Here is a 20,403-nt window from a genome sequence, read left to right as displayed (position 1 = left end):
CATACTATTTGTAATCTGCTAAATATTCTTCTGCATTTTCAGCATCGATAACGAGAAGCGGTCTTACAAGATTCTGTTCGTCAAAGGTTTCGCCATTGAGTAATTTTTCATATAAATCTACTACTGCTTCTGCTGTTTTCTTATTAGATCCTTCAAATCCAACAGATGCCCTGCTTGCTTCGCCATTTACAATTGCTTCAAGCTGCTGCTGTGTTGCATCAGCTGAGAAGATACCCATATCATCCGGAATCTTTCCGCCAGTAGCTGTCATGAATGCTTCGTTAGCGCCGATATCTCCACCTGCTCCGATGGAACATACAATCTTACAATCAGGATTAGCCTGAAGGATCGTTTCCATATTTGATAATGCTGCCTGTGCATCAATCGCTGGCTGCTGTGCTACGATTTCATATTTGTCTTTTGCAATTTCTTCAAGTGCGGATAAGATACCAGTTTCTCTTTCAAGAAGGATCGGAGTCTGAGGATAGTTCATAATTGCTACCTCAGCCTTTTTATCTGCTGAATAATGGTCATTAATGAAGTTTGCTGCTTCTTTACCAATCGTATAACCTAACTCAGTGTTATCAAGAACCCAGTTAAGATCGGTATTTGTCATCTTGTCATCCCAGCACATTACCTTGATTCCGGCGTCCATAGCTGCTTTCAGATAATCTTCAATAGCATTAGGATCTGAAGGATGAACCATGATTAAATCAACTTCATTCGTAACAAAGTTTTCAATCTGCTGGATCTGGGTAGCCGAGCTATCATTACAAGCAAGGATTGTGTAGTCCCATCCTTTTTCCTTCAGTAAAGTCTCAACTTCTCCGAAAACGCCTGCCCAATAGCTGTTTTCAAGCGACTGGATCGTGATGCCGACCTTGAAGGTATCGCCTGTTTCTTTTTCCGTTTCCTCAGTAGTCTTGTTGTCTGTAGTAGGTTCTTTAGTCGTACATCCTACCAGTCCGGTTACCACCATTGCGGTTGTGAGTAATAAAGCGATTAATCTCTTTTTCATTTTTTAGCCCTCCTATTTGTTAATATCATTAACATATATAAACAGCATTTCGCCGTTTATTTCAGAAACCAATGATTAGATGTAGTGCTATACCATTACTGTTCATACGTCATCCATCGCAAGGTGTTTTTGTGAGTGTAGCGAAGCGAAAGTCACATAAAACCCGAGGATTGCAGCACGAAATGGTGCATTTCAACCATTTCTGTGCATCGCGAAGCATGTTACTGGTCACGGAGTGAACAGTTACGTTATACCAGAGTAAAGCAGCCATCAATAATCATGTCACAGCCCGATGTATATGTAGATGCATCAGACAACAGGTAAATCACAGCTCCTGCGAGCTCTTCAGGTGTTCCCATCCGTTTATAAGGAATGGATTCAATCCACAATTTCTGCCATTCAGGATTTGAATTTCCTGTAATCGCTGTACGAATGTAGCCTGGGCTGATGCAGTTGACTCTGATTCCTTTATCTGCCCATTCTACTGCAAGAGATTTCGTCAGATGTACGACAGCTGCCTTCGAAGCATTGTATGATGCCTGTCCCTGCGGGATGTTTACAATTGTCGCAGACATGGAAGCTGTATTGACGATATTTCCTTTTTTATTGTTTGCGACCAGATATCTTCCGAATGTCTGTGCCACGTAATAAACACCATTTAAATTTACATCAATTACTTTTAACCAATCCTTAGGTTCACATTCCAAAGCAGGTTTATGGATGCAGATACCGGCATTGTTAAAGAGAAGATCTAACGTGCCCATATCTTCTGCTGCCTTGTCTATACATTCCTGTACATTCTCCGGATCTGTTACATTGCAGATATAAGCTTTGGCGCGAACGCCGTATTCTGCAGCTATTTTTTCGGCTACCGAAGATGCATCAGCCATATCGAAAATAGCAATGTCTGCGCCGGCATCGGCAAGATAAGCGGCTACGGTTTCACCAATTCCCTGATATCCGCCTGTAACGATGCATACTTTTCCTTTAAGTGAAAAAAAATCATGCTTCATTTCATATCTCCTTTTTCATTAAATTTTGATCAGCAGGTACTGGAACCACCTATTCTGTTTTTACGTTTATTGAAGCGGCTATATATTTGCAACGATTTTTTAAAATCATTTTATAAAACCGCTTTATTTATCTCTAAAAATACTTTACAACAGATTGTACATATTGTCAATATTTTTTTAAAAATTCATTTTCCAACTATGCAACTTGACAATATATTGTTAATTTTCTCACGATTGCACGTTTGCACCTTACAATATCTGACTATTTTTATAGTATTTTCAAGTAAAAGGTTGCAAATTCTGCTTTTCATCAACAGATTTCAGCACGGTCATATGCTTATCCTTCTTAGTCCATTCCATACTTTCTTAGCATATCCTGCTCGAATTTCAGCAGATATGCCGCTTCTTCATCAAGATGTGCTTCCGTTGGCTCCTCAAGATTCCTCCAAACCTTGATATCCCTTCCGACCTCGCCGCCCATCTGAACGAAGGGTTCAGATACGATCCTGCCTTTATACCCGATGTCAGAAAGCGCCTGAAAGACCTCATCGAAATCAATATGCCCGCGTCCCGGACATCTCCTGTTATTATCACCCGTATGAACGGCAAAGAGCTTATCTCCGGCAAGACGGATGGCGTCCCCTATACTGTCCTCTTCTATATTCATGTGGTACGTATCCAGGAGCACGCCGATATGATCGCTGTCCACCCTGGCAACGTAGTCAAGGGCTTCTGCGGCCGTATTGATCAGCACGCTTTCAAACCTGTTTACTGCTTCTACACAATAGGTAATATTATAATCCTTTGCCGTCTTCATGATTTCGCGCATACTGGCAACGGACCGCTCAAGCATGGCACTCTTATCGTTTACAATATAATCCGGTGAACCCCAGCCTGCATAGCCGACCCCGGAAATAGCTCTGCCGTCCATGTAGCTGATACGCTCAACGATACGCTTCAGATATTCAATTCCGCCCAGACGGACAGCATCATTTTCGCTGGAAACGTCATACTTCATATCAAGGCCCAGACTGTAGGTCAGCTCAATGCCGCAGTCATCTGCACACTTTTTGATTTCGCTCATGTTTTCCTTTGACATGTCGAGAAGCGGCTGCGCCTGGAATTCCAGAATGTCAAACCCGATTTTCTGTACTTTCCTGATATACTTCTGATGATCGAAATCCCAGTTCTTTTCCCAGAAGTTTGTGAAAATACCCAATTTGTTCATTTTCGTCTTCCCTTCTATATAAGTCATCTGTCCGCCTGTTTCGGGCTTCTAGTCATTCATCTGGATAACGACCTTGCCGCTGCGCCTGTATTTCTCATCCTCAAACACTTTAACGGAATCTTCAAGACCAACTATATCAGTGATGAGATCCCTTACGTTCACCTTCCCGGATTCCAGAATGGCGATCGTCCTTTCGAAGGTGTAAGGATTGATAAAGGAAGCTGTCAGCTTCAGTTCTTTCTTAAATACCACGTCCGGCTTTACCGCAATCTCAGCATCAGGTCCTGTCAGGCCGTACATCATGACCGTGGCTCCATTTCCAGCCCACTGGATGGCGTTGTCAATCGTGCGGGGATTTCCTACACATTCGATCACAACATTGATGTTCTTGCAGTTGGCCTTTAAAATTTCAGGAACGTCTTCCTCCAGCGGATTGATAGCCAGATCTGCTCCAAGCTTCATTGCAAGCTCACGTTTTTCCGCAACGGGTTCTGAGAGAATCACCTTGCTGGCGCCTGCCATTTTAGCAAGCTGCAGAATAATGAGACCAATAGGACCTCCACCGATGATCAGCACCTCGTCACCCAGTTTTATATTGCAAAGGTCAATTCCGTGGATACAGCAGGAAACCGGCTCCGCCATAGCTGCTGTCAAAGCATCCATGCCCTCTTTAAACCTGAAAACCTGTTTTTCGCTGACAACGCAATATTGTGCAAAACCGCCATTGACCGTGGTTCCGTATCCAGTCACGTTCTGGCAGAACTGCTCCATGCCGTTCTTGCAGTAATAGCACTCGCCGCACATATCATTTGGATCTATGGTAACCAGATCACCTGGCTTAACCTTTTTTACCTTTGAGCCGGTTTTTTCAACGATACCTGAGAACTCATGCCCCATAATCAAAGGTGGTTCAACTGCGAAAGCACCGCCCTCACCGTTGTAGATATGTATGTCCGTTCCACAGACTCCACAATATTTCACCCTGATCAAAACATCAGTCTCTCCGACTGCCGGCACTGCAACATCCTCAACCCGGATACTTTTGGGGCCGTTATATACCAATGCTCTCATGTTCATTGAAATACCTCCTTTTTTTCATTTTTTCCTGACTTTTTTAAGAGTTCGTTTTATAATTTGATTTTGTAATTACATTTTATAAAACGTCTTTATTTAATATACTAAATACTAACAGACATTATATCTCTTGTCAATATCTTTTAACTTAAGTTCATTTATTTGGTTTTTTTGTACATTATGCACATTGTCAGTTCTGGCACTTCAGAAAGCCATCTACACATATGTGACTTCCACTCACCTTCAATTACCTTCGCATTTGCCGAGAAACTTTTGTATTACTTTTATAAAACGCTTTATGTAAGTAACTACATTATTCCACCTGGCACCCCGAATGTCAACTGTTTTATGCATTTTCATCTACTTCAACAAATATCATTCTCTACTTCTGTGATAATCCACGAAATTGAATTGTTCCAAACAAAAAAGTGCCAGCTGCTTTTTGTGTATTATCACCAAAAGCACTTAGCACTTTATTCACTACTCTATTTTTTCAAAAAATACATCTACGAATTTCATTGCCGCCCCGACTGCCGATGCCTCCAGCTGATACCTGCAGTTTTGTACATAGGATGTCTGATTTTCAAACAGATTGTATTTCTTCAGTTTATCACTTAATTCAATGGCATAGGGCTTCAGATATGCTCCTACATACCCGCCCAGTATGATGTCACAATCGAAAGCCATTCTCAGATTTGTAATTGTGATTGCCAGATAATCCAGATACTCATCCCATGCATCTGTACAGACGGCATCCTTTTCTTTCAGTTTCGCAAAGAACAGCTCTAAATCATCATCAGTCAATGCTGACAGGACCTTGGCAGAGCAATAGGCATCTATACATCCTTTTTTTCCGCAATAGCATTCTTTGCCGTTCGTTTCGATGATCATATGACCGAATTCGGCGCTTTTATAATTATCTCCCTTATAGATCTCCTGATTCATATAGATGGATCCGCCGACTGTATTGCTTAACGACAGGAAGATAACATTCTTTGTCTCCCCGCTGATTTCTGCAAAGGCTGCGCTGTTTGCGTCATTTTCAAAATAGGTTTCGTACGGAATAAATGAACTGACGATATCCAGATCTAAATTGTGGACCTGAAGTATATGGGAATCAATCAGATTCTTATGTTCCAGATCTATGATTCCCGGTATTGATAGCCCGACGCCCAATATTTTACTCTGTTTCACCTTGCACGAATCAATGAATTCCTGCATTTTATCATTCATTTCTTCGTAATAAGCCAGCGTATTTTCAAAGTTTTTTCTGTTTCTTTCTTTTTTTACAATTCTTCCGGTCAGATCGATCAGGACGTAGCTGATATGATTTTTCGTTATGTCCAGACCGACTGCATACTTGAGCTGTCCGTTAATCGCCAGCGCCTTTGGTTTTCTACCGCCTGTGGACTGATATTCCCCTGTTTCAATCACTAATTTTGAGTCCACAAGTTCTTTTACATTCTGAAGGACAGTAGGCATGCTGATTCCAAGCGAACCTGCTATTTCCTGTTTGGTGGTCTCGCCCTGGCGCAGGATAAACCTGGCGACACGCACTTTATTCATACGCTTCTTATCAGTATTCTGTATTTTGTCCATATTAACCCCCATTTTTATAAAATCATTTGTATATCCTTTGTAACTGTACAGAACCCCTGTCACGCGAGGTGTATTTATGCTGAATTTGCATAAATACCCGAGACATGCGTGCGCCAAATTGCTGATTTTGCAATTTGCGTGCATCATCTGTGACTATGAAGAACGTAGTCCTGAATAGTTGCTATCCTTTTATAGTATACGGGAATCAATGCCACTGATACAAGAATCCATGCAAATGGATCTGCCATGCAGATTCCCTGATATCCCAGACGGTCTGCAACAAAATAGATCACGACAACTCTGGCCGCAAGTTCCAATAATCCGCCAATCATAGGCATCAGCCCGTCTCCGAGTCCCTGCAAGGAATTTCTGTAGATAAAAATCATACTGAGAAATGGGTAGAACCACAATACGGTACGGAAATATATCATAGCTGTTTTTGTCACGTTCTGCACATCCTCACTGATAAAGCCTTTTATTAGCACATCCCCAAAGAAAAATATAATAGCTGCTGAAAGGATGCTGAATGAAACTGCCAGTATTGTGCCCTGCTTCACGCCATCTCTTACTCTTGCTATTTTACCTGCACCCCGGTTCTGCCCCACGTAGGTTGCCATCGTAGCTCCAAGAGCCACATAGGGCTGGGATACAAGGCTCTGGATCTTTCCGGCAACGGAATAGGACGCCATGATCAAAGGGCCCATCCCGTTTAAGGCTGCCTGCACGATCATCGTGCCGATCGCTGTTACGGAAAACTGCAGGGCCATAGGCACGCCCATGGTCAGCAGCTTCCAGATTCTACTTACATCAATAGCAAAATCTTCTTTTCCCATCCTGAAAATCTCATATTTTTTTGTCGTATACCAGACGCAAAGGATCAGGGATACAAATTCGGATACTATAGTGGCGTAGGCTGCACCTTCCACTCCCATGGAAAATACATTAATGAAAACGATATCCAGAATGATGTGAAGCACTGAGGCAATCGCCAGAAAATATAAAGGCGTCCGGCTGTCGCCGATGGCACGCAGCATGCCCGCATACATATTGTAGAAAACCGTGATTGCAAGTCCCGCATACATGATTCCGATATAATTATAGGTATCTTTGAATACTTCCTCCGGGGTCTGCATCAGGCGCAGAATAAATCCATTGGCCCATAACAGTCCGATTGTCATCACCACTGCCATAACTGCACAGAGCACAAAGGAAAGCGCTGCAAACTGGCGGAGCCTCTTGAAATCCCCGGCACCGTAACTCTGGGCGATCATAATGGAAAAACCATTGGTCATTCCGATGATCCACCCAAAAACAAGGAAAATCAGGGCTCCTGTCGAACCTACCGCAGCAAGCGCATCGACCCCGATATATCTTCCTACTATGATTGAATCAACAACGTTATACAATTGCTGAAAAAGGTTACCTAGTAAAACGGGTATGGCAAATAAGACGATCTGTCTTATCGGTCTCCCTTCTGTCATGTTATTTGGCATTTTTAAATCCTCTCTGTTTATATTCTTCATACTCTATTATAGAAGAATGTTGTGAAATGTCCACCTGTTAAGGGTGTTTTATCCTGTGTTTATATGAAATCCCTGTTTTTTAAAACATCCGGACCACCTGTATGAAGATAAAGACTGCAGCGGTGATGCTTCCGGCTGTAAACAGGAGATTGTTCACCAGTCCGTCTGCCAGGCAGAAGTCTAGTCCGATTCCCCATTTCAAGGGATACAAAATCCGTACTTTTTTATGATTCAGCATATCGATTATGATGTGGGAAGCCATCGATACGGCAAAATACGGAACCACTGCGGGATACAGATACCATAAGCTTCCACAAAGCAGGGCCATCCCCGGAAGCGAATGCATAAAGGATCTGTGGGGCTGAAACATCCCAAATATACAGATTCCCAGGAATGCGCCGATGCCCGTGGCCAGCCTCACGGCACCGCTGTGCCTCCTGAGTGCGTCAACAATTCCAACGCCCCATCTGTAGTCCGCAAAAGCTATCATGCAGGCTGCGATAGCGATGATGCTGATTACTCTGACCAGATCCCTGTGTGATTCGGATGTATCCACGTCCACGTCACTGATGACGGAGCCAATGAAGGCAATTCCGGTGCATAATACCATTTCTTTTATCGTATCAGGCTGTGTGACCAGCAAGGATGATGCCAGTCCGACCGATATGTGTGTTTTTCCTGTCATTTCATTTTTCCACCTTTTCCTGTTTCAGACAAGTTCGCGCTTTTGTTTTTAAGGCTGCTTATAACTAAGCAAAAACACAGCCGCCCTTCTCTGTACAGGTATTGTACCAAAAATGCGCCATATGGGAAACCCCGCATGGCGCATTTTGGCTAAACTGTTCAGAACCTCTGTCCTGTGAGATATTTTTATGCTGGATTTACATAACACTCGATTTTTGATGACCTCTGAACCTAGTGCACTGACACGTTGCCATCTTACAGTGTTCTGAGCTTCACCGGAACTGCCATCAGTTTCTCATTGAGGAGATTCAGGTCGGCCTCGCCAAACATCATCCCAAACATGAATGAATCTGCATTTTGGGCAGCTTCACCAATACTGTAGGGAAGCTCGAATCCCATATCTCCAGACGCGGCCTGTAGAAGCAGCGGCAATGCATCCTCCAGAATCTTTCTTGTTTCAGGCGTTACGAGCAGTTCCTGTAGGGATGTTTCGATTGTATATTTCATATCATAGTCCCTTGACGGCAGATAAGAAAATGTATAACGCCCAGCCGGCAGCTCTACCTTCACCTTATCTTTATCCTGGCTGGCACTCAGCCCCTCCAGGCCCTTCACAGCCAGCAGGTCCGCATCCGGCAGATATGCAACAGCCTCCGCATGAAAAGGAACCGCTATGTTTATTGTCAGCGTTCCATCCTCCTCCCTGGTCCATCCGCTTTCGATCATGCCCATGGCAGATTTGATTTTTGCCTTTGCATAATTCAACTTCCCGTATACGGAGGGCTTAATTATAAACTTCCTGAAGCCCGGCGCCTCTTCAATTGGATTGATGCCGCACATATTACGGTACATCCACTCAACAATTGACCCGTAAGCGTAATGGTTCAGCGAATTCATGCCGGTGCCCGATATTTTTCCATCAGGCATGATGGAATTCCATCTTTCCCAGATTGTAGTCGCTCCCATCATGACCTCATACAGCCAGCTTGGATAGTCCTCCTGGAAAAAAAGCTTATAAGCGCTCTCGGAGTCTCCATTGTCTGAAAGTGCACGGCATAAGTACGGCGTTCCAATAAAACCGGTCTTGAGATGCATGCCGCTCTTTTTCAGCAGCACCTGCAGATCCTTTAGCACCCTGTCCCTGACTTCCGGCTGCACCAGGTCAAAATGCAATGCCACAACATGTGCAGTCTGCGTCTGGATAGCAGAACGTCCGTTTTTAGTGAAAAATTCATCCTGGATTGCTGATTTGATCTGCTCCGAGAGGGCGCCGTAGAATGCTGCGTCCTCTGTATGACCCAGGATTTTCGCCGTTTTTGAAAGGATGTTCGTGGACAGCCTGTAGTACGCAGATGCCAGCAACCCATTATCAGTTCCGCCCATGACTCCGCCTTCGATCGGTCCATCCAACGCCAGCCAGTCTCCAAAGTGGAAGCCTGCCGTCCAGAGTTTATGATCCCCTGACTGCTGATCCTGTCTTCTAATCCAGTCGACCCAGGCTTTCATGCTTTCATACTGCCTTTCCAGAATCGCCTTGTCTCCGAAATGGAGATATACTTCCCATGGAATCACCGTCGCACAGTCTCCCCATGCGCAGGCGCCGCCGCCTGCAAAGCTGCTTTCTGAGCCCTTCATTTTGCTGAAAGTCGGCACAGTACTTGCAACCATGCCATCGCAGAACTTCTGCTCCTCATAAACATCCTGCATGAACTTCACATAAAAAGCATACGTATCCATATTAAAGGATGCCGTCCCGCTGAATACCTGGGCGTCGCCGGTCCATCCCATTCTTTCGTCACGCTGCGGACAGTCTGTCGGAACATCAAGGAAGTTGCCTTTCTGCCCCCATAATGCATTCAGAAAGAGGCGGTTCACATATGGATCCGATGTTTCAATCTCCCCCGTCTGTTCCAGGTCGGAGTATACGACGCAGCCGGTGAAATCCTCAATCTGAACCGGCTCAGTAAATCCTTCCAGTTTCGCATACCGGAAACCATAGAAGGCAAAATGAGGTTCTATGACACGATCGGTTCCGTCTGATGTATAGATATACTCTGCTTTTGCTTCACGGAGATTATCACGATAGAAATTGTCATCCTGCAGTACTTCACCATGGGAAATCTTAATCTGCGTTCCTTTCGGTTCCCTGATATGGATGCGTAGCCAGCCAACCATATTCTGACCCATATCGATTACAAGCTCACCGGCCGGCGTACGGATCAGCTCCACGGGCTTAAGCGTTTCCTTCACAAGTACTGGGAGCGAAAGCCTGTCAGTTACCTTTCCAAGCCCTGCCGCATCAAATTCCCGTACCTTTTCCCAGTCCGAATCATCAAATCCTGCTTTGGACCATCCTTGTATTTCTCTGGTGGCATCATAAATCTCGCCATTATAAATCGTATCGTCTATGATCGGAGATGGTTTGCATTTCCAGTCTGAATCCGAACAGATAACCTCTACACTTCCGTCTTCCAATGTGATGCGTAATTCACACAGGAGTGCAAACGAATCAGTGTAGGGGGTATTCAGATCGCCGAATGTTCCAAATCGTCCCTTCGCCCATCCATTGCCAAGCAGCACGCCCACGGCATTGTTCCCTTCCTGCAGCGATTCTGTTACATCATACGTCTGATACTGCACCCATGCATCATAAGTATTGCAGTATGGCGTCAAGCGTTCTTGTCCGACACGGGTTCCGTTAATTTCAAGCTCGTATAGCCCCATGCCTGTGATATACGCTCTTGCTGACTTTATCTTCTTATTGATATGAAAGGATTTTCTCATATAGGGATGAATGTTTTTGTCTTCCCATTCAGGAGTAATCCAGTTTGCCTGCCAGCCATCTTCACGTTTCCCGGTCTCAAACCAGTTCACATCAGAAACAGCTTCGTCTCCGTCATCTCCCCACACCCTGACTGTCCAGTAATATCTCGTATACGGAGCCAGTTTTACAGGCAGCTCTGCAGCCAGGCTGGATAATTCCGGAGTTTTTCCGCTGTCATAGATCACCGTTTTCATTTCGGCATCCTGTGACACAATAATTTGGGCCGCCAACTGTTTTTTGGATGATGTATCCTCTGCGATCCATGATATCGTTGCTTGTTCCATGCCATACCCGAGTGGGTTGACAATATGATTTGTTTTGCATGATGTGATTTTCATTTGAGCTTCTCCTTTTATTCTGCTGATTTTTACTATTCTTATGCCGGTTTATGCTTACCATTTCACACAACGATTTTTCCGGCATTTCCCGATTGTATTTTTTTGATCTATCGCATGATTCTTCTGGCTTTTCACATACATGGATTATATAATAATACAGTAGGATTTTAAATATTCCCAGGTAATACATCCTGTGTTGTGAGGTAAGATATTATGGAACAGAATTTAATCAATAAGCTTTGGGAGCACTCAGACAAAATCGAGGAAGAAAACGCCAAACGCGCTTTGCTTTCCGTACCAAAAAAAGAAGCTGAAAAACCATCATCTGATTCCCCGCTTCTTTTTTCTGCTTCTTTTTTCTTTCGGGACGCTTCGCAATCCCTGTTCATGTCATTCCACCGCGAAAGCGGAAACAGCATTAAGCACTATCATGATTTTTTTGAACTGATTTATGTTTGCAAGGGATCTCCGATTGGTGTCATTAATGGACAGGAAATCCATCTGCAGGAAGGAAATCTCTGTATCATGAATCCCAATGCGGTGCATTATTTTAAAAAATATACGAAAGAAACAGATTTGATACTTAACATCGTACTTCCCACAAACCTGTTCCAGAAATCCCTGTTTCAGGTACTGTTTCACGATCCGCTGCTCAATGCCTTTTTTATACGCTATCGTGTTGAAAATGTAAAACAACCATCTTTCCTGTATCTTCAGTCTCTGGATAAGGATACAGATCATCTGATTGAACTTTTGACAAAAGAATATCTTGATAAAAAGCAATACAGCCAGGTTATCATCGAGTCATTGCTTACTTTGATTTTTTCATTCATTATAAGATGCGGCACGGAACATTCCCGCCATGGCAACACAGCGATGGCAGAGATTATCGACTATATTTACATGAATTATCAGACTGTCAGCATGAATGCCGTTGCCTCACAGTTCAATTACCACCCAAAATATCTTTCTGCACTGATCCACAAACAGACAGGGCAGACCTTTCGTGACCTGATCGTTCATATCCGGTTGCAGAATGCCATAAACTATCTGCTCTATACTGATTACAGCATCGAGCATATCGTTGCTATTATCGGCTATAAAGATAAAAGCAGTTTTTATAGTCTGTTCAAAAAAGAATATGGGATGAGTCCCGCTGAATACAGGAAGCAGCATGGTGACTCGGGGTTTTATGCAAATCCATTGTAGATCACTTCACTGGATGATTGTTCTAAATGGTTATGCCGAATGTTCTGTTTTTATACTCTGGATTAGAGTGTCCAAAGCTCTCTTGCAACATTCAGTTTCATCGATTTGCACATTCGCCATCCAACACGCAGTGATGCAAAACAAGATTCAATGAGCAGCTTTATGAAGACGTTGGTACTTAGGTCTCGTATTTTGCGGCCTTACGTACCACTACGTCTTCATTTAAGCGAGAGCGCGCTGCGAATGAACATGTTTTGCATCACGTCCTATTTGATTTTATTATTCGTTCGAGTATGAAATATCACAAACTACTTTGCTTTTTTCTTTCTTTTTTACAAAACGCAATATAGTAAACAGAACCAAAAGCGCAATACCGATACCGCATCCGATATTAATGCCAATTTTTAATTTTTCTGTAAACAGCATTTCATTTTTAAATACACTTCCTGGCATCGCTCCATTCATTGCCTTGGAGTTGGAAACCGTATACAGAAGACGGTGCATTGCTTCCCTTCCATAATGGTAGGTAGCCGCATCGTTTTTATCATAGTCAAAACGGGCAGAATCACTTAAAGAAGTTAATTTTATATCTCCTCCCGCCTCAATCATCTGATAACAGTCCATAAAGAGACTTGTATTGGCATTATCCGTGATGATCAATCCGTTGAATGCCCATTCATTCCGGAGGATTCCTGTGATTAACGGATATGATCCTCCGGTCCAGGTATAACCCATACGATTGAAAGCTGTCATGACTGCCTGACAGGCAGGAATTTCCCGGGCTGCATTCTTATATGTCCCATCTTCATTCTTAACAAGATAGTTCTGCTCAATATTCCCCACTTTCATGCAGATTTCAAATGGCAATAGATAGAGTTCACGTGCTGCCTGCTCATTCAGCCAGGTTGCCAGGCCAAACTGGCCGTCTCTGTCGCCTCTGTGGTTTTCCTGGTCATTGAATGCGAAATGCTTGATGTAGGTATAAAGTCCTTTTGAAGCCGCTCCCTTTACTTCTAAAGAGGCAACTGTTCCGGATAAGAATCCGTCTTCTGAATAGTATTCACCATTTCTTCCTGAGAAAGGTGTGCGGTGAATGTTCATGGATGGAGCATACCATCCGTCAGCTCCGCCTAATACTGCTTCATTGCCGATCATGGTGCCGTATTCCAGTGCCAGATCCTGATTCCAGGTCTGCGCCAGGGTCATCATATTTGGAAACATTTTTCCTGTCCCGCCGTAAATCAGGCCTGCTGCCGTATCTGCATCTTTACAGAAAGGCATATTCACAGAATCGATAAACTCAATGCCATAACCTGATATTCCGATCGTATTATAATAATCCTCCGGTGTCAGCTGATCGAGCAGGTCTTCCCAAAGGGGATCATCAAAGTCGAGGCCGCGCATTTCAATCAAGGTCAAATTATTCTTTTCGCCATATACGATTTCATCCTGAAAGCTTTCAGGATCCACGGGGCTCAGGGAATCGAAAGAATCCAGCTGTGCGAGCCCTTCACTGTCGATTGTCTTGTAATAGGTATAGGAAGCAGGATTGCCCTCCGCATCAGTGCCGTTTATCTCATTTCCCCATGTACTGATTACGGAACTTGCCACTCCGTCGTGTTCAGGCCATGTTCCCTGCCAGTCGCTTCTTGAAAGACAGGCAATATCGCCATCTGCAGCATCCAGCTGATTGGTAATCTGCTCTCCGCTATAGGAATCAACAGAGTAGGTCACTGCGTCCGTATCTGCAATGTCCGGTGTATATGTTGACGCCAGATTCTGATTTCCGTCGCTGGTCATGCCTTCGGCTGTAGTCTTCCCTTTTGCCGCGAGTATGTTGTTGATCGCATCGTGGGCATTTTTTCCTGCGGCAATATAATATTCACCGGCATCCAGGATATAAGTTTTTGCATTCGTGTAGTCATATGCTTTCAACTGCTCTTCATCAAATGTAACTGTCACAGTTTCAGTTTCACCTGGCTGCAGTTCCTTCGTTTTATCATAACCCGCAAGCTGTACAGAGGCTTTTTCCACATGATTTTCCTTGTCATATTCCGTGTACGGACTCTGTACAAAGATTTCCACCACATCTTTTCCTGACACATCACCTGTATTCGTTACATCTACTGTCACTGTACATGTTGAATCGTTCCAGGTTACCTGCTGATTGCCCCATTCAAATGTCGTATAGGATAATCCGTAACCAAACGGATAGCACACTTCAGAAGCATACTCATATTCCCCTGCATTTCCCTGTCCCAATACGACATCTTCATAGCGGGTTTCATAGTATTTGTATCCTACATAGATTCCTTCTTTGTAGCTGACATAATTGTATTTTGTCGGAGTTCCATCTTCCGCATAATAAGCATAATCGCCTATATTCTGCGCTGCAGGTGAAGCCAGTGCATCTGAAGCAAAGGTATCGACAGTCCTTCCCGACGGATTTATGGTTCCTGTGAGTATGCCCGGAAGCGCAGCAAGTCCATCCGGCGCATAGATGACTGCTTTGATATTAGGGAAATCAGCCAGCCAGTCAAGCTCTAAGGCTGCATTTGAGTTGACTACAAGAATCACCTCATTGAAATTATCGTTTAAGTATGAAAGGATTTCCAGTTCTGTCGTATCCGGTTCCAGATAGCTTTTTGCCTGGTCTTCCTTGTTATCTGCATGATTGTACATGGAACGAGGCATATCGCGGCCTTCTCCGGCTACACGTTTCAGGAAATAGACCGGTGTGGTTCCGCTCAGGCTTTCCATAACCTCTTCATTTCCCTCTAATACAGAAAGCGGGCATTCCTTGATGCTGAAATCTTCACTGTCTCCATAGCTGATGGATCCAGATCCCAATCCATACTCAGAGCCATCCCCTTTGGAATAGAACTGCCATAACGCATCATTCATCTTCACAGATTCCTGATCAAAGGCATCTTTCAAGCTGATGCCGCCACCCATCATTCCTCCGCCAATACTTATTTTCGCCGCATTGACGCTGAAAAAACTGAAGGTAGTTTCTTTGGAAAGCGGCAATACCTGATCATCATTCTTCAGCAGAACAATTCCTTCGGCTGATATGGAATCATAAAGGGAATCTTCTGCTGCACCGATTTCTTCAGGCGTATAGTCAGATTTGTTGTATGCAAGGTCCAGGCCGGTGGAATCCACATTTGAACTGCTGATCGTCTTTTGATTGAATCCCATTATATTATTCACGATACGGCTGTTTTCGACCAGAAGACTATTCGCAGCCACAATCGCAGCGATCATGACCACTACTAATATTGCTGAAATGACCGTTTTGATAACCTTTCCATTTTTCCCTGCTTTTCTCTTTTTCTTCACTCTTTTTTGTGTTGTTTCCATGATTAACCTCCCTAAGAATTTCGCATCTCTTTCAAATTGTGCACAATTTATAAGGATTTTATCATGGTACCTGTTCTGTTTGTTCTGCATGTCCTAACTGGTCAATTTTGTGTCACAACTCACAGGCAGAGGCAGATCCCAATACTTTTGGCGGCTGTTCAGGACACGGTAACAGGCTACTGGACAGTCAATGCTTTTTCATATATGGGAATTGTAATTCTGAGTACGAATATCTGGCAATCCGTTTCTATCTTGACGAATCCGCCATATTTCTCTGCCACATGAATAATGCTTTTCAGTCCGAACCCGTGATATTTCTTATCTTCCTTGTCGGTCAAAGGCAGTCCGTTCTTCATTTGGAGCCCTCCCCGGAAGTGATTTTCCACCTGGATAAAGATCAGGTTGACTTTCTCATGGACCAGTATGCTGATGCCGCAGTTCTCTTCGCGATCCAGCTTCAGCACCCCTTCAATCGCATTATCCAGAGCATTTCCAAACAATGTATACAGATCCACCGTATCCATAAAATCCAGCCGTTTTCCATCTATCATGCAGTTCAAATCGATATTGTTTGCAGTGCAGATTAAACTTTTCTCGGTTAATACTGTATCCAGAATTTCATTTCCTGTCTCCAAAATGGAATCATAAATCAGAATGGAATGTTCCATGGAATCAATCGCTTCTTTCTGCTTTTCCAGATCGCTGATCTGCCTTAAAGCAGCCACCTGATGCTTAAGATCGTGGCATTTCCGGTTAATGATATCAATGTTTTCCTTTGACATATCATACTGGGCCTTGTGCTTGATCCAGAGCTGCTGGTTGTAGTTCAGCTCATTCTGCAGATTTAACTGTTTCAACTGATTCACCTGGCTGATGAGTACAAAAAAACAGCAGAAAAATGCATAAATCCCATGGATCCAGGCAAACTCATATGCACTCGCTACCAGGCTCATTACCAGAACCATGAACAGGGTGCTTAAACTCAGCCACAAAGATTGTACGGCTCCCGCCGCATAATGCTTTCCGCTGATCATCCGTTTTACAAATATATGGTATGCGATAAAGTACGCCCCCGCATGCACCAGATAATACCAGATTGTACCGGCATCTGTGAGATTTTTTCCAGATACATGATTGATCAGAATCCGGATACAGTAGACCATATGCTCCGTCAGATATGCACAGGTCGCACAATAGACCGCTTCACGGAATCTGACATCACAGGTGCCCCATACGACAACTATCATGGATAAAAATATGCAGACACATAAGAGGCCATACATCATAAAACTTGTCTTATAACTTGTCAAATCAGCTATACCTGCTATTTCCCAAACTCCTGACAATAGTTGAACTACAGCAAAATAGCTGAGCAAAGCAAAAATGATCATTCTTGCTGCAAAATGAGTTCTTCTTTTTAATAAAAACCCATAAACGATGACCGCACCGAATAATTCCAGCGGAAAATAAATGAGCAGGCTTGATAATGGAAAGCTATTCATCAGCGATATCCCCCGACCAGATAATTTGACAGCGACTCCAGAAACTGCTTTTTCCTCGTTCTGCTGATTGGTATTCTATTCTCATTAATCATCACAATATCCTTCTCCACACCAGTCACATTTTTAAGATTAATCAGGTAGGAATTATTGCATCGTATAAAATGATATCCGGTCAATTCCTTTTCCAGTTTTGAAATGGAATAGCGCATCGTATAAGTACCCTGTTCCGTGACTATATAAAGATTATGGCCCTTGACCTCTATAAACATGATCTGTTCCGTAGAAACACGCTCTTTTCTATCTTCAACAGGTAAAAGCAGATATTTGTGTTCTGAAATTCTGGAAAGCGAACTGAGCGCCTTTTTCATTTTGTCAACGAACTGCGGATACTTCAGTGGCTTCAGGACAAAGTCCAATGCATCCACCTCATAGCCTTTAATCGCAAATTTCGCCATGGTCGTGATAAATATGATGATGACCGCCTTGTCATACTCCCGTATTTTTCTTGCGGCTGTCATGCCATCCATGTGCTTCATTTTGATATCCATGAAGATGATATCCCATCTGGATTCATAATTCTCTGTGATATCCATCCCATCATCAAACAATGCAATATCAAACTTCTTATCATTTTCATTTCCAAATCGACCCAGATACTCAGCCAATGAAAGCTGGCAGTCTCTCTCATCCTCCACAATTGCAATACGAATCATATTCTCTTGTATGATGTATTTTAGAAACAAATACATCTACTTTTCCTCCCCTTGTAATTACTTTGATATTAGCCCTAATAGTATCTTCCTTACTGGAATTTGTCAAACCTGCATTCATACTATTTTCTATCTCTTATGCCATTTATAAAACTCCCTGAGTTCTGCTTTTCTCTCATCCGGCAATAAGGTTTTCCTGATTCCCCGTATTGCACCTTCCAAAGCATAAAGCCTGTTTATTCGTCTCTTTCCTTAATCTTCAAATAAACTCATTTGCCTTCCTGCCTGTTTATCTTCAAACAAGCGCATGTAAGCAAATAACTGACTGGCATCGCATATGATATTATTTCTACTGCATTCCGTCTTGACGATTTTCATAAGGTGCTCACTTTTTGGAGATGGAATCTCATAATCATTACCATATGTCCTGACATATTTTTCTTTCATCCCTGGAAAATTCTGATCCAGCTTACTATAAAAGTATTGCCTGTCCCCATCACGCAGGGTCAGCCCTATCCCAAAGAGAAGAATTCCATATACCTCGGCCTTCTTGCAATAGTCTAAAATACCATTTATATTTTCTTCTGTATCATTAATAAAAGGCAGTATTGGTGTCATCCAGCATATAGTGGGGATTCCTTCCTCTCTCATGATATTTAAGACTTCTGCCCTGCGCTTTGTAGTACAAACATTTGGTTCCAGAATTCTGCATAAATTTTCATCATATGTAGTCATAGTCATCTGAACAACGCACTTGGTCTTTCTGTTAATACTTTTCAGCAGGTCCAGATCCCTTAGTATCAGATCGGATTTAGTCTGTATCGCAACCCCAAAGCCATATTCATCAATCAGTTCCAGACATCTTCTGGTAATCTTCAGCTGCTTTTCAGCATGAAGATACGGGTCGCTCATCCCTCCGGTTCCTATCATACATTTTTTTCTCTTGCTTCGTAATGCCTGTTCCAGTAATTCTGCAGTATTCGATTTCACTTCAATATCTTCAAATTCATGCAGTATCTGATAACAGGTACTCCTCGCATCACAGTAGATACAGCCGTGAGTACACCCTCGGTACATGTTCATGCCGTTCTGAGCGGACAGAATAGATTTCACCTTTGTCTCATGCATGATACTTCCCCATTTCTATCAATTAATCAGCCTGATCAAATGCCTGCTGACATTTGTCTATTGCTCTCATAAATTCTTCTCTCAAAGATTTATTTAATACTTTTTCAAATCCTGCTTAGCATCTTATTCATCCCCGCCAAACAAAGAAGCAAATAATGTTTCATAATACTCGCAGAAAACACTGTTCTTGCGCCATATATAATTAAACTCATGGTGCAGGTCAAATCCTGCTATTGGAACCGCCCTCAGTTTTCCTTCTTCCAGTTCCTTTTTCACGGCGATTTCATAAAGAAAGCTTATGCCGCATCCGCCCTCAAGCAGCTGTTTGATCACCTGTATATTATTGATCACTGATATGCTTGAGAAATCAGAAACTGCATATCCATGCTCAGAAAGATAACGTTCCAGAATTTCTTTCGTGCCGGATCCATCTTCCCGGACTAACAAGTTATGCCCAAATAATTCCTCAAACGCTTCCACCTTTTCCAGGGGATCCTCATTTCCGCAGACCAGGACATATTTTTCATTGGATATTGTCCTGTATTCGTATCCGCTTTTCTTGAAATAGCCCTCGACCATTGCAAAATCAATCTTGCCGTCTTCTAATAAACCCAGCAGCTCTTTCGTGTTTGCTATGGTAAAATCAATCTGCGTATTGGGATTTCTTCTGATATAATCTCTTATTTTAGGCGGCAGCAGAAATTCACCAACCGTAAGGGTGGCGCCGAATTTGATCCGCTTTGTCCCGTCTGCACGTTCCTTGATATTCTTCTTCAGATGCATATAATCGTGTTTCGCCGAAATCATGGCATCTCGCAGTTCCATACCGGCTTGTGTGAGAGCCAGCTTTTTATTGGTATAGCGAAACAGCTTATCTCCGTAATTAGCTTCCAGATATTTAATATGCTGCGATACCCCGGGCTGTGTTATTTTCAATTCTTCTGCTGCCTTTGTGTAGTTCAGATGCTTGCAGACACACAAAAATGTTTCTATTCTAAAATCCAGCATATGCAACTCCATATTATCTATAAATTATTTTTATATATCCATCACAATAAATAATTTTACTTTATGGATGTGTGCTACTATAATAACATAACTTCTCGGAGTTAGAATCAAAAGATGCAAATGTAGATTGAAAATTGAATATTGGTGATTTTGGAAAAAAAGAAGAAATTTTGTGTACGAGA

The 20,403-nt window shown here is 42.9% G+C and carries 15 protein-coding genes; 1 reads left to right on the top strand and 14 read right to left on the bottom strand.

Translation table 11 applies throughout. From position 1 onward, the window contains the following. Positions 1-4: 4 nt before the first annotated feature. From BJR36_RS10970 to BJR36_RS10935, 8 genes are all read right to left on the bottom strand, one after another. Entirely contained in the window at positions 5-1,018 is a 1,014-nt protein-coding gene (locus tag BJR36_RS10970; RefSeq protein WP_091234057.1) for a sugar ABC transporter substrate-binding protein, read from the bottom strand. Positions 1,019-1,266: 248 nt separating this feature from the next. Then, positions 1,267-2,031, bottom strand: a complete 765-nt coding sequence (locus BJR36_RS10965) for an SDR family oxidoreductase (protein WP_091234055.1) — start codon at positions 2,029-2,031, stop codon at positions 1,267-1,269. A 346-nt stretch (positions 2,032-2,377) separates the two neighbouring features. Next, on the bottom strand, positions 2,378-3,286 hold the full coding sequence (locus BJR36_RS10960) for a D-psicose 3-epimerase (RefSeq protein ID WP_242875537.1): 909 nt from the start codon (positions 3,284-3,286) through the stop codon (positions 2,378-2,380). A 21-nt stretch (positions 3,287-3,307) separates the two neighbouring features. Beyond that, positions 3,308-4,336, bottom strand: a complete 1,029-nt coding sequence (locus BJR36_RS10955) for a zinc-dependent alcohol dehydrogenase family protein (RefSeq protein ID WP_242875536.1) — start codon at positions 4,334-4,336, stop codon at positions 3,308-3,310. Positions 4,337-4,813: 477 nt separating this feature from the next. Beyond that, positions 4,814-5,932 (bottom strand): ROK family protein, encoded by a 1,119-nt coding sequence (locus tag BJR36_RS10950; protein ID WP_091234053.1) that lies wholly within the window; start codon positions 5,930-5,932, stop codon positions 4,814-4,816. 143 nt (positions 5,933-6,075) lie between these two features. Continuing rightward, complete coding sequence (locus tag BJR36_RS10945) at positions 6,076-7,413, bottom strand: MATE family efflux transporter (protein WP_091234251.1); 1,338 nt, start codon at positions 7,411-7,413, stop codon at positions 6,076-6,078. Positions 7,414-7,534: 121 nt separating this feature from the next. Then, positions 7,535-8,140, bottom strand: coding sequence for a metal-dependent hydrolase (locus tag BJR36_RS10940; protein WP_091234050.1), 606 nt, complete (start codon positions 8,138-8,140; stop codon positions 7,535-7,537). Between the two features lie 254 nt (positions 8,141-8,394). Next, positions 8,395-11,301 carry an alpha-L-rhamnosidase gene (locus tag BJR36_RS10935; protein ID WP_091234047.1) on the bottom strand — a complete coding sequence of 969 codons (2,907 nt, stop codon included), beginning with the start codon at positions 11,299-11,301 and terminating at the stop codon, positions 8,395-8,397. Between the two features lie 213 nt (positions 11,302-11,514). Between BJR36_RS10935 and BJR36_RS10930 the strand changes: the two genes are divergently transcribed. Beyond that, positions 11,515-12,510, top strand: coding sequence for an AraC family transcriptional regulator (locus tag BJR36_RS10930; protein WP_091234046.1), 996 nt, complete (start codon positions 11,515-11,517; stop codon positions 12,508-12,510). A 279-nt stretch (positions 12,511-12,789) separates the two neighbouring features. On the opposite strand, the gene BJR36_RS10925 is transcribed toward BJR36_RS10930, so the two are convergent. The 6 genes from BJR36_RS10925 to BJR36_RS10900 all read right to left on the bottom strand — a co-directional run bounded on the left by BJR36_RS10925 (position 12,790) and on the right by BJR36_RS10900 (position 20,221). Continuing rightward, positions 12,790-15,873, bottom strand: coding sequence for a glycoside hydrolase family 3 N-terminal domain-containing protein (locus BJR36_RS10925; RefSeq protein ID WP_091234043.1), 3,084 nt, complete (start codon positions 15,871-15,873; stop codon positions 12,790-12,792). Positions 15,874-16,049: 176 nt separating this feature from the next. Then, on the bottom strand, positions 16,050-17,375 hold the full coding sequence (locus BJR36_RS10920) for an ATP-binding protein (RefSeq protein WP_091234040.1): 1,326 nt from the start codon (positions 17,373-17,375) through the stop codon (positions 16,050-16,052). After that, positions 17,375-18,124 (bottom strand): LytR/AlgR family response regulator transcription factor, encoded by a 750-nt coding sequence (locus BJR36_RS10915; RefSeq protein ID WP_242875534.1) that lies wholly within the window; start codon positions 18,122-18,124, stop codon positions 17,375-17,377. The genes BJR36_RS10920 and BJR36_RS10915 overlap by 1 nt, the downstream gene beginning before the upstream one ends. A 90-nt stretch (positions 18,125-18,214) precedes the next feature. Then, positions 18,215-18,325, bottom strand: a complete 111-nt coding sequence (locus BJR36_RS21035; RefSeq protein WP_091234038.1) for a TfoX/Sxy family DNA transformation protein — start codon at positions 18,323-18,325, stop codon at positions 18,215-18,217. A gap of 12 nt (positions 18,326-18,337) precedes the next feature. Beyond that, complete coding sequence (locus tag BJR36_RS10905) at positions 18,338-19,213, bottom strand: SPL family radical SAM protein (protein WP_091234035.1); 876 nt, start codon at positions 19,211-19,213, stop codon at positions 18,338-18,340. A 123-nt stretch (positions 19,214-19,336) separates the two neighbouring features. After that, positions 19,337-20,221 (bottom strand): LysR family transcriptional regulator, encoded by an 885-nt coding sequence (locus tag BJR36_RS10900; RefSeq protein ID WP_091234033.1) that lies wholly within the window; start codon positions 20,219-20,221, stop codon positions 19,337-19,339. Positions 20,222-20,403: the final 182 nt, after the last annotated feature.

Origin of the sequence: Anaerobium acetethylicum (assembly GCF_900096945.1) — a bacterium.
Lineage (GTDB): Bacteria > Bacillota > Clostridia > Lachnospirales > Lachnospiraceae > Anaerobium > Anaerobium acetethylicum.
This window is presented reverse-complemented; position numbering and strand designations above follow the sequence as displayed.

Excerpts from the sequence above, each read along its gene's own strand:
- BJR36_RS10950 (WP_091234053.1), bottom strand. The coding sequence starts at position 5,932 with ATGGACAAAATACAGAATACTGATAAGAAGCGTATGAATAAAGTGCGT.
- BJR36_RS10930 (WP_091234046.1), top strand. The coding sequence starts at position 11,515 with ATGGAACAGAATTTAATCAATAAGCTTTGGGAGCACTCAGACAAAATC.
- BJR36_RS10960 (WP_242875537.1), bottom strand. The coding sequence starts at position 3,286 with ATGACTTATATAGAAGGGAAGACGAAAATGAACAAATTGGGTATTTTC.
- BJR36_RS10915 (WP_242875534.1), bottom strand. The coding sequence starts at position 18,124 with ATGTATTTGTTTCTAAAATACATCATACAAGAGAATATGATTCGTATT.
- BJR36_RS10940 (WP_091234050.1), bottom strand. The coding sequence starts at position 8,140 with ATGACAGGAAAAACACACATATCGGTCGGACTGGCATCATCCTTGCTG.
- BJR36_RS10965 (WP_091234055.1), bottom strand. The coding sequence starts at position 2,031 with ATGAAGCATGATTTTTTTTCACTTAAAGGAAAAGTATGCATCGTTACA.
- BJR36_RS10900 (WP_091234033.1), bottom strand. The coding sequence starts at position 20,221 with ATGCTGGATTTTAGAATAGAAACATTTTTGTGTGTCTGCAAGCATCTG.
- BJR36_RS10905 (WP_091234035.1), bottom strand. The coding sequence starts at position 19,213 with ATGCATGAGACAAAGGTGAAATCTATTCTGTCCGCTCAGAACGGCATG.
- BJR36_RS10925 (WP_091234043.1), bottom strand. The coding sequence starts at position 15,873 with ATGGAAACAACACAAAAAAGAGTGAAGAAAAAGAGAAAAGCAGGGAAA.
- BJR36_RS10920 (WP_091234040.1), bottom strand. The coding sequence starts at position 17,375 with ATGAATAGCTTTCCATTATCAAGCCTGCTCATTTATTTTCCGCTGGAA.
- BJR36_RS10935 (WP_091234047.1), bottom strand. The coding sequence starts at position 11,301 with ATGAAAATCACATCATGCAAAACAAATCATATTGTCAACCCACTCGGG.
- BJR36_RS10955 (WP_242875536.1), bottom strand. The coding sequence starts at position 4,336 with ATGAACATGAGAGCATTGGTATATAACGGCCCCAAAAGTATCCGGGTT.
- BJR36_RS10945 (WP_091234251.1), bottom strand. The coding sequence starts at position 7,413 with ATGACAGAAGGGAGACCGATAAGACAGATCGTCTTATTTGCCATACCC.
- BJR36_RS10970 (WP_091234057.1), bottom strand. The coding sequence starts at position 1,018 with ATGAAAAAGAGATTAATCGCTTTATTACTCACAACCGCAATGGTGGTA.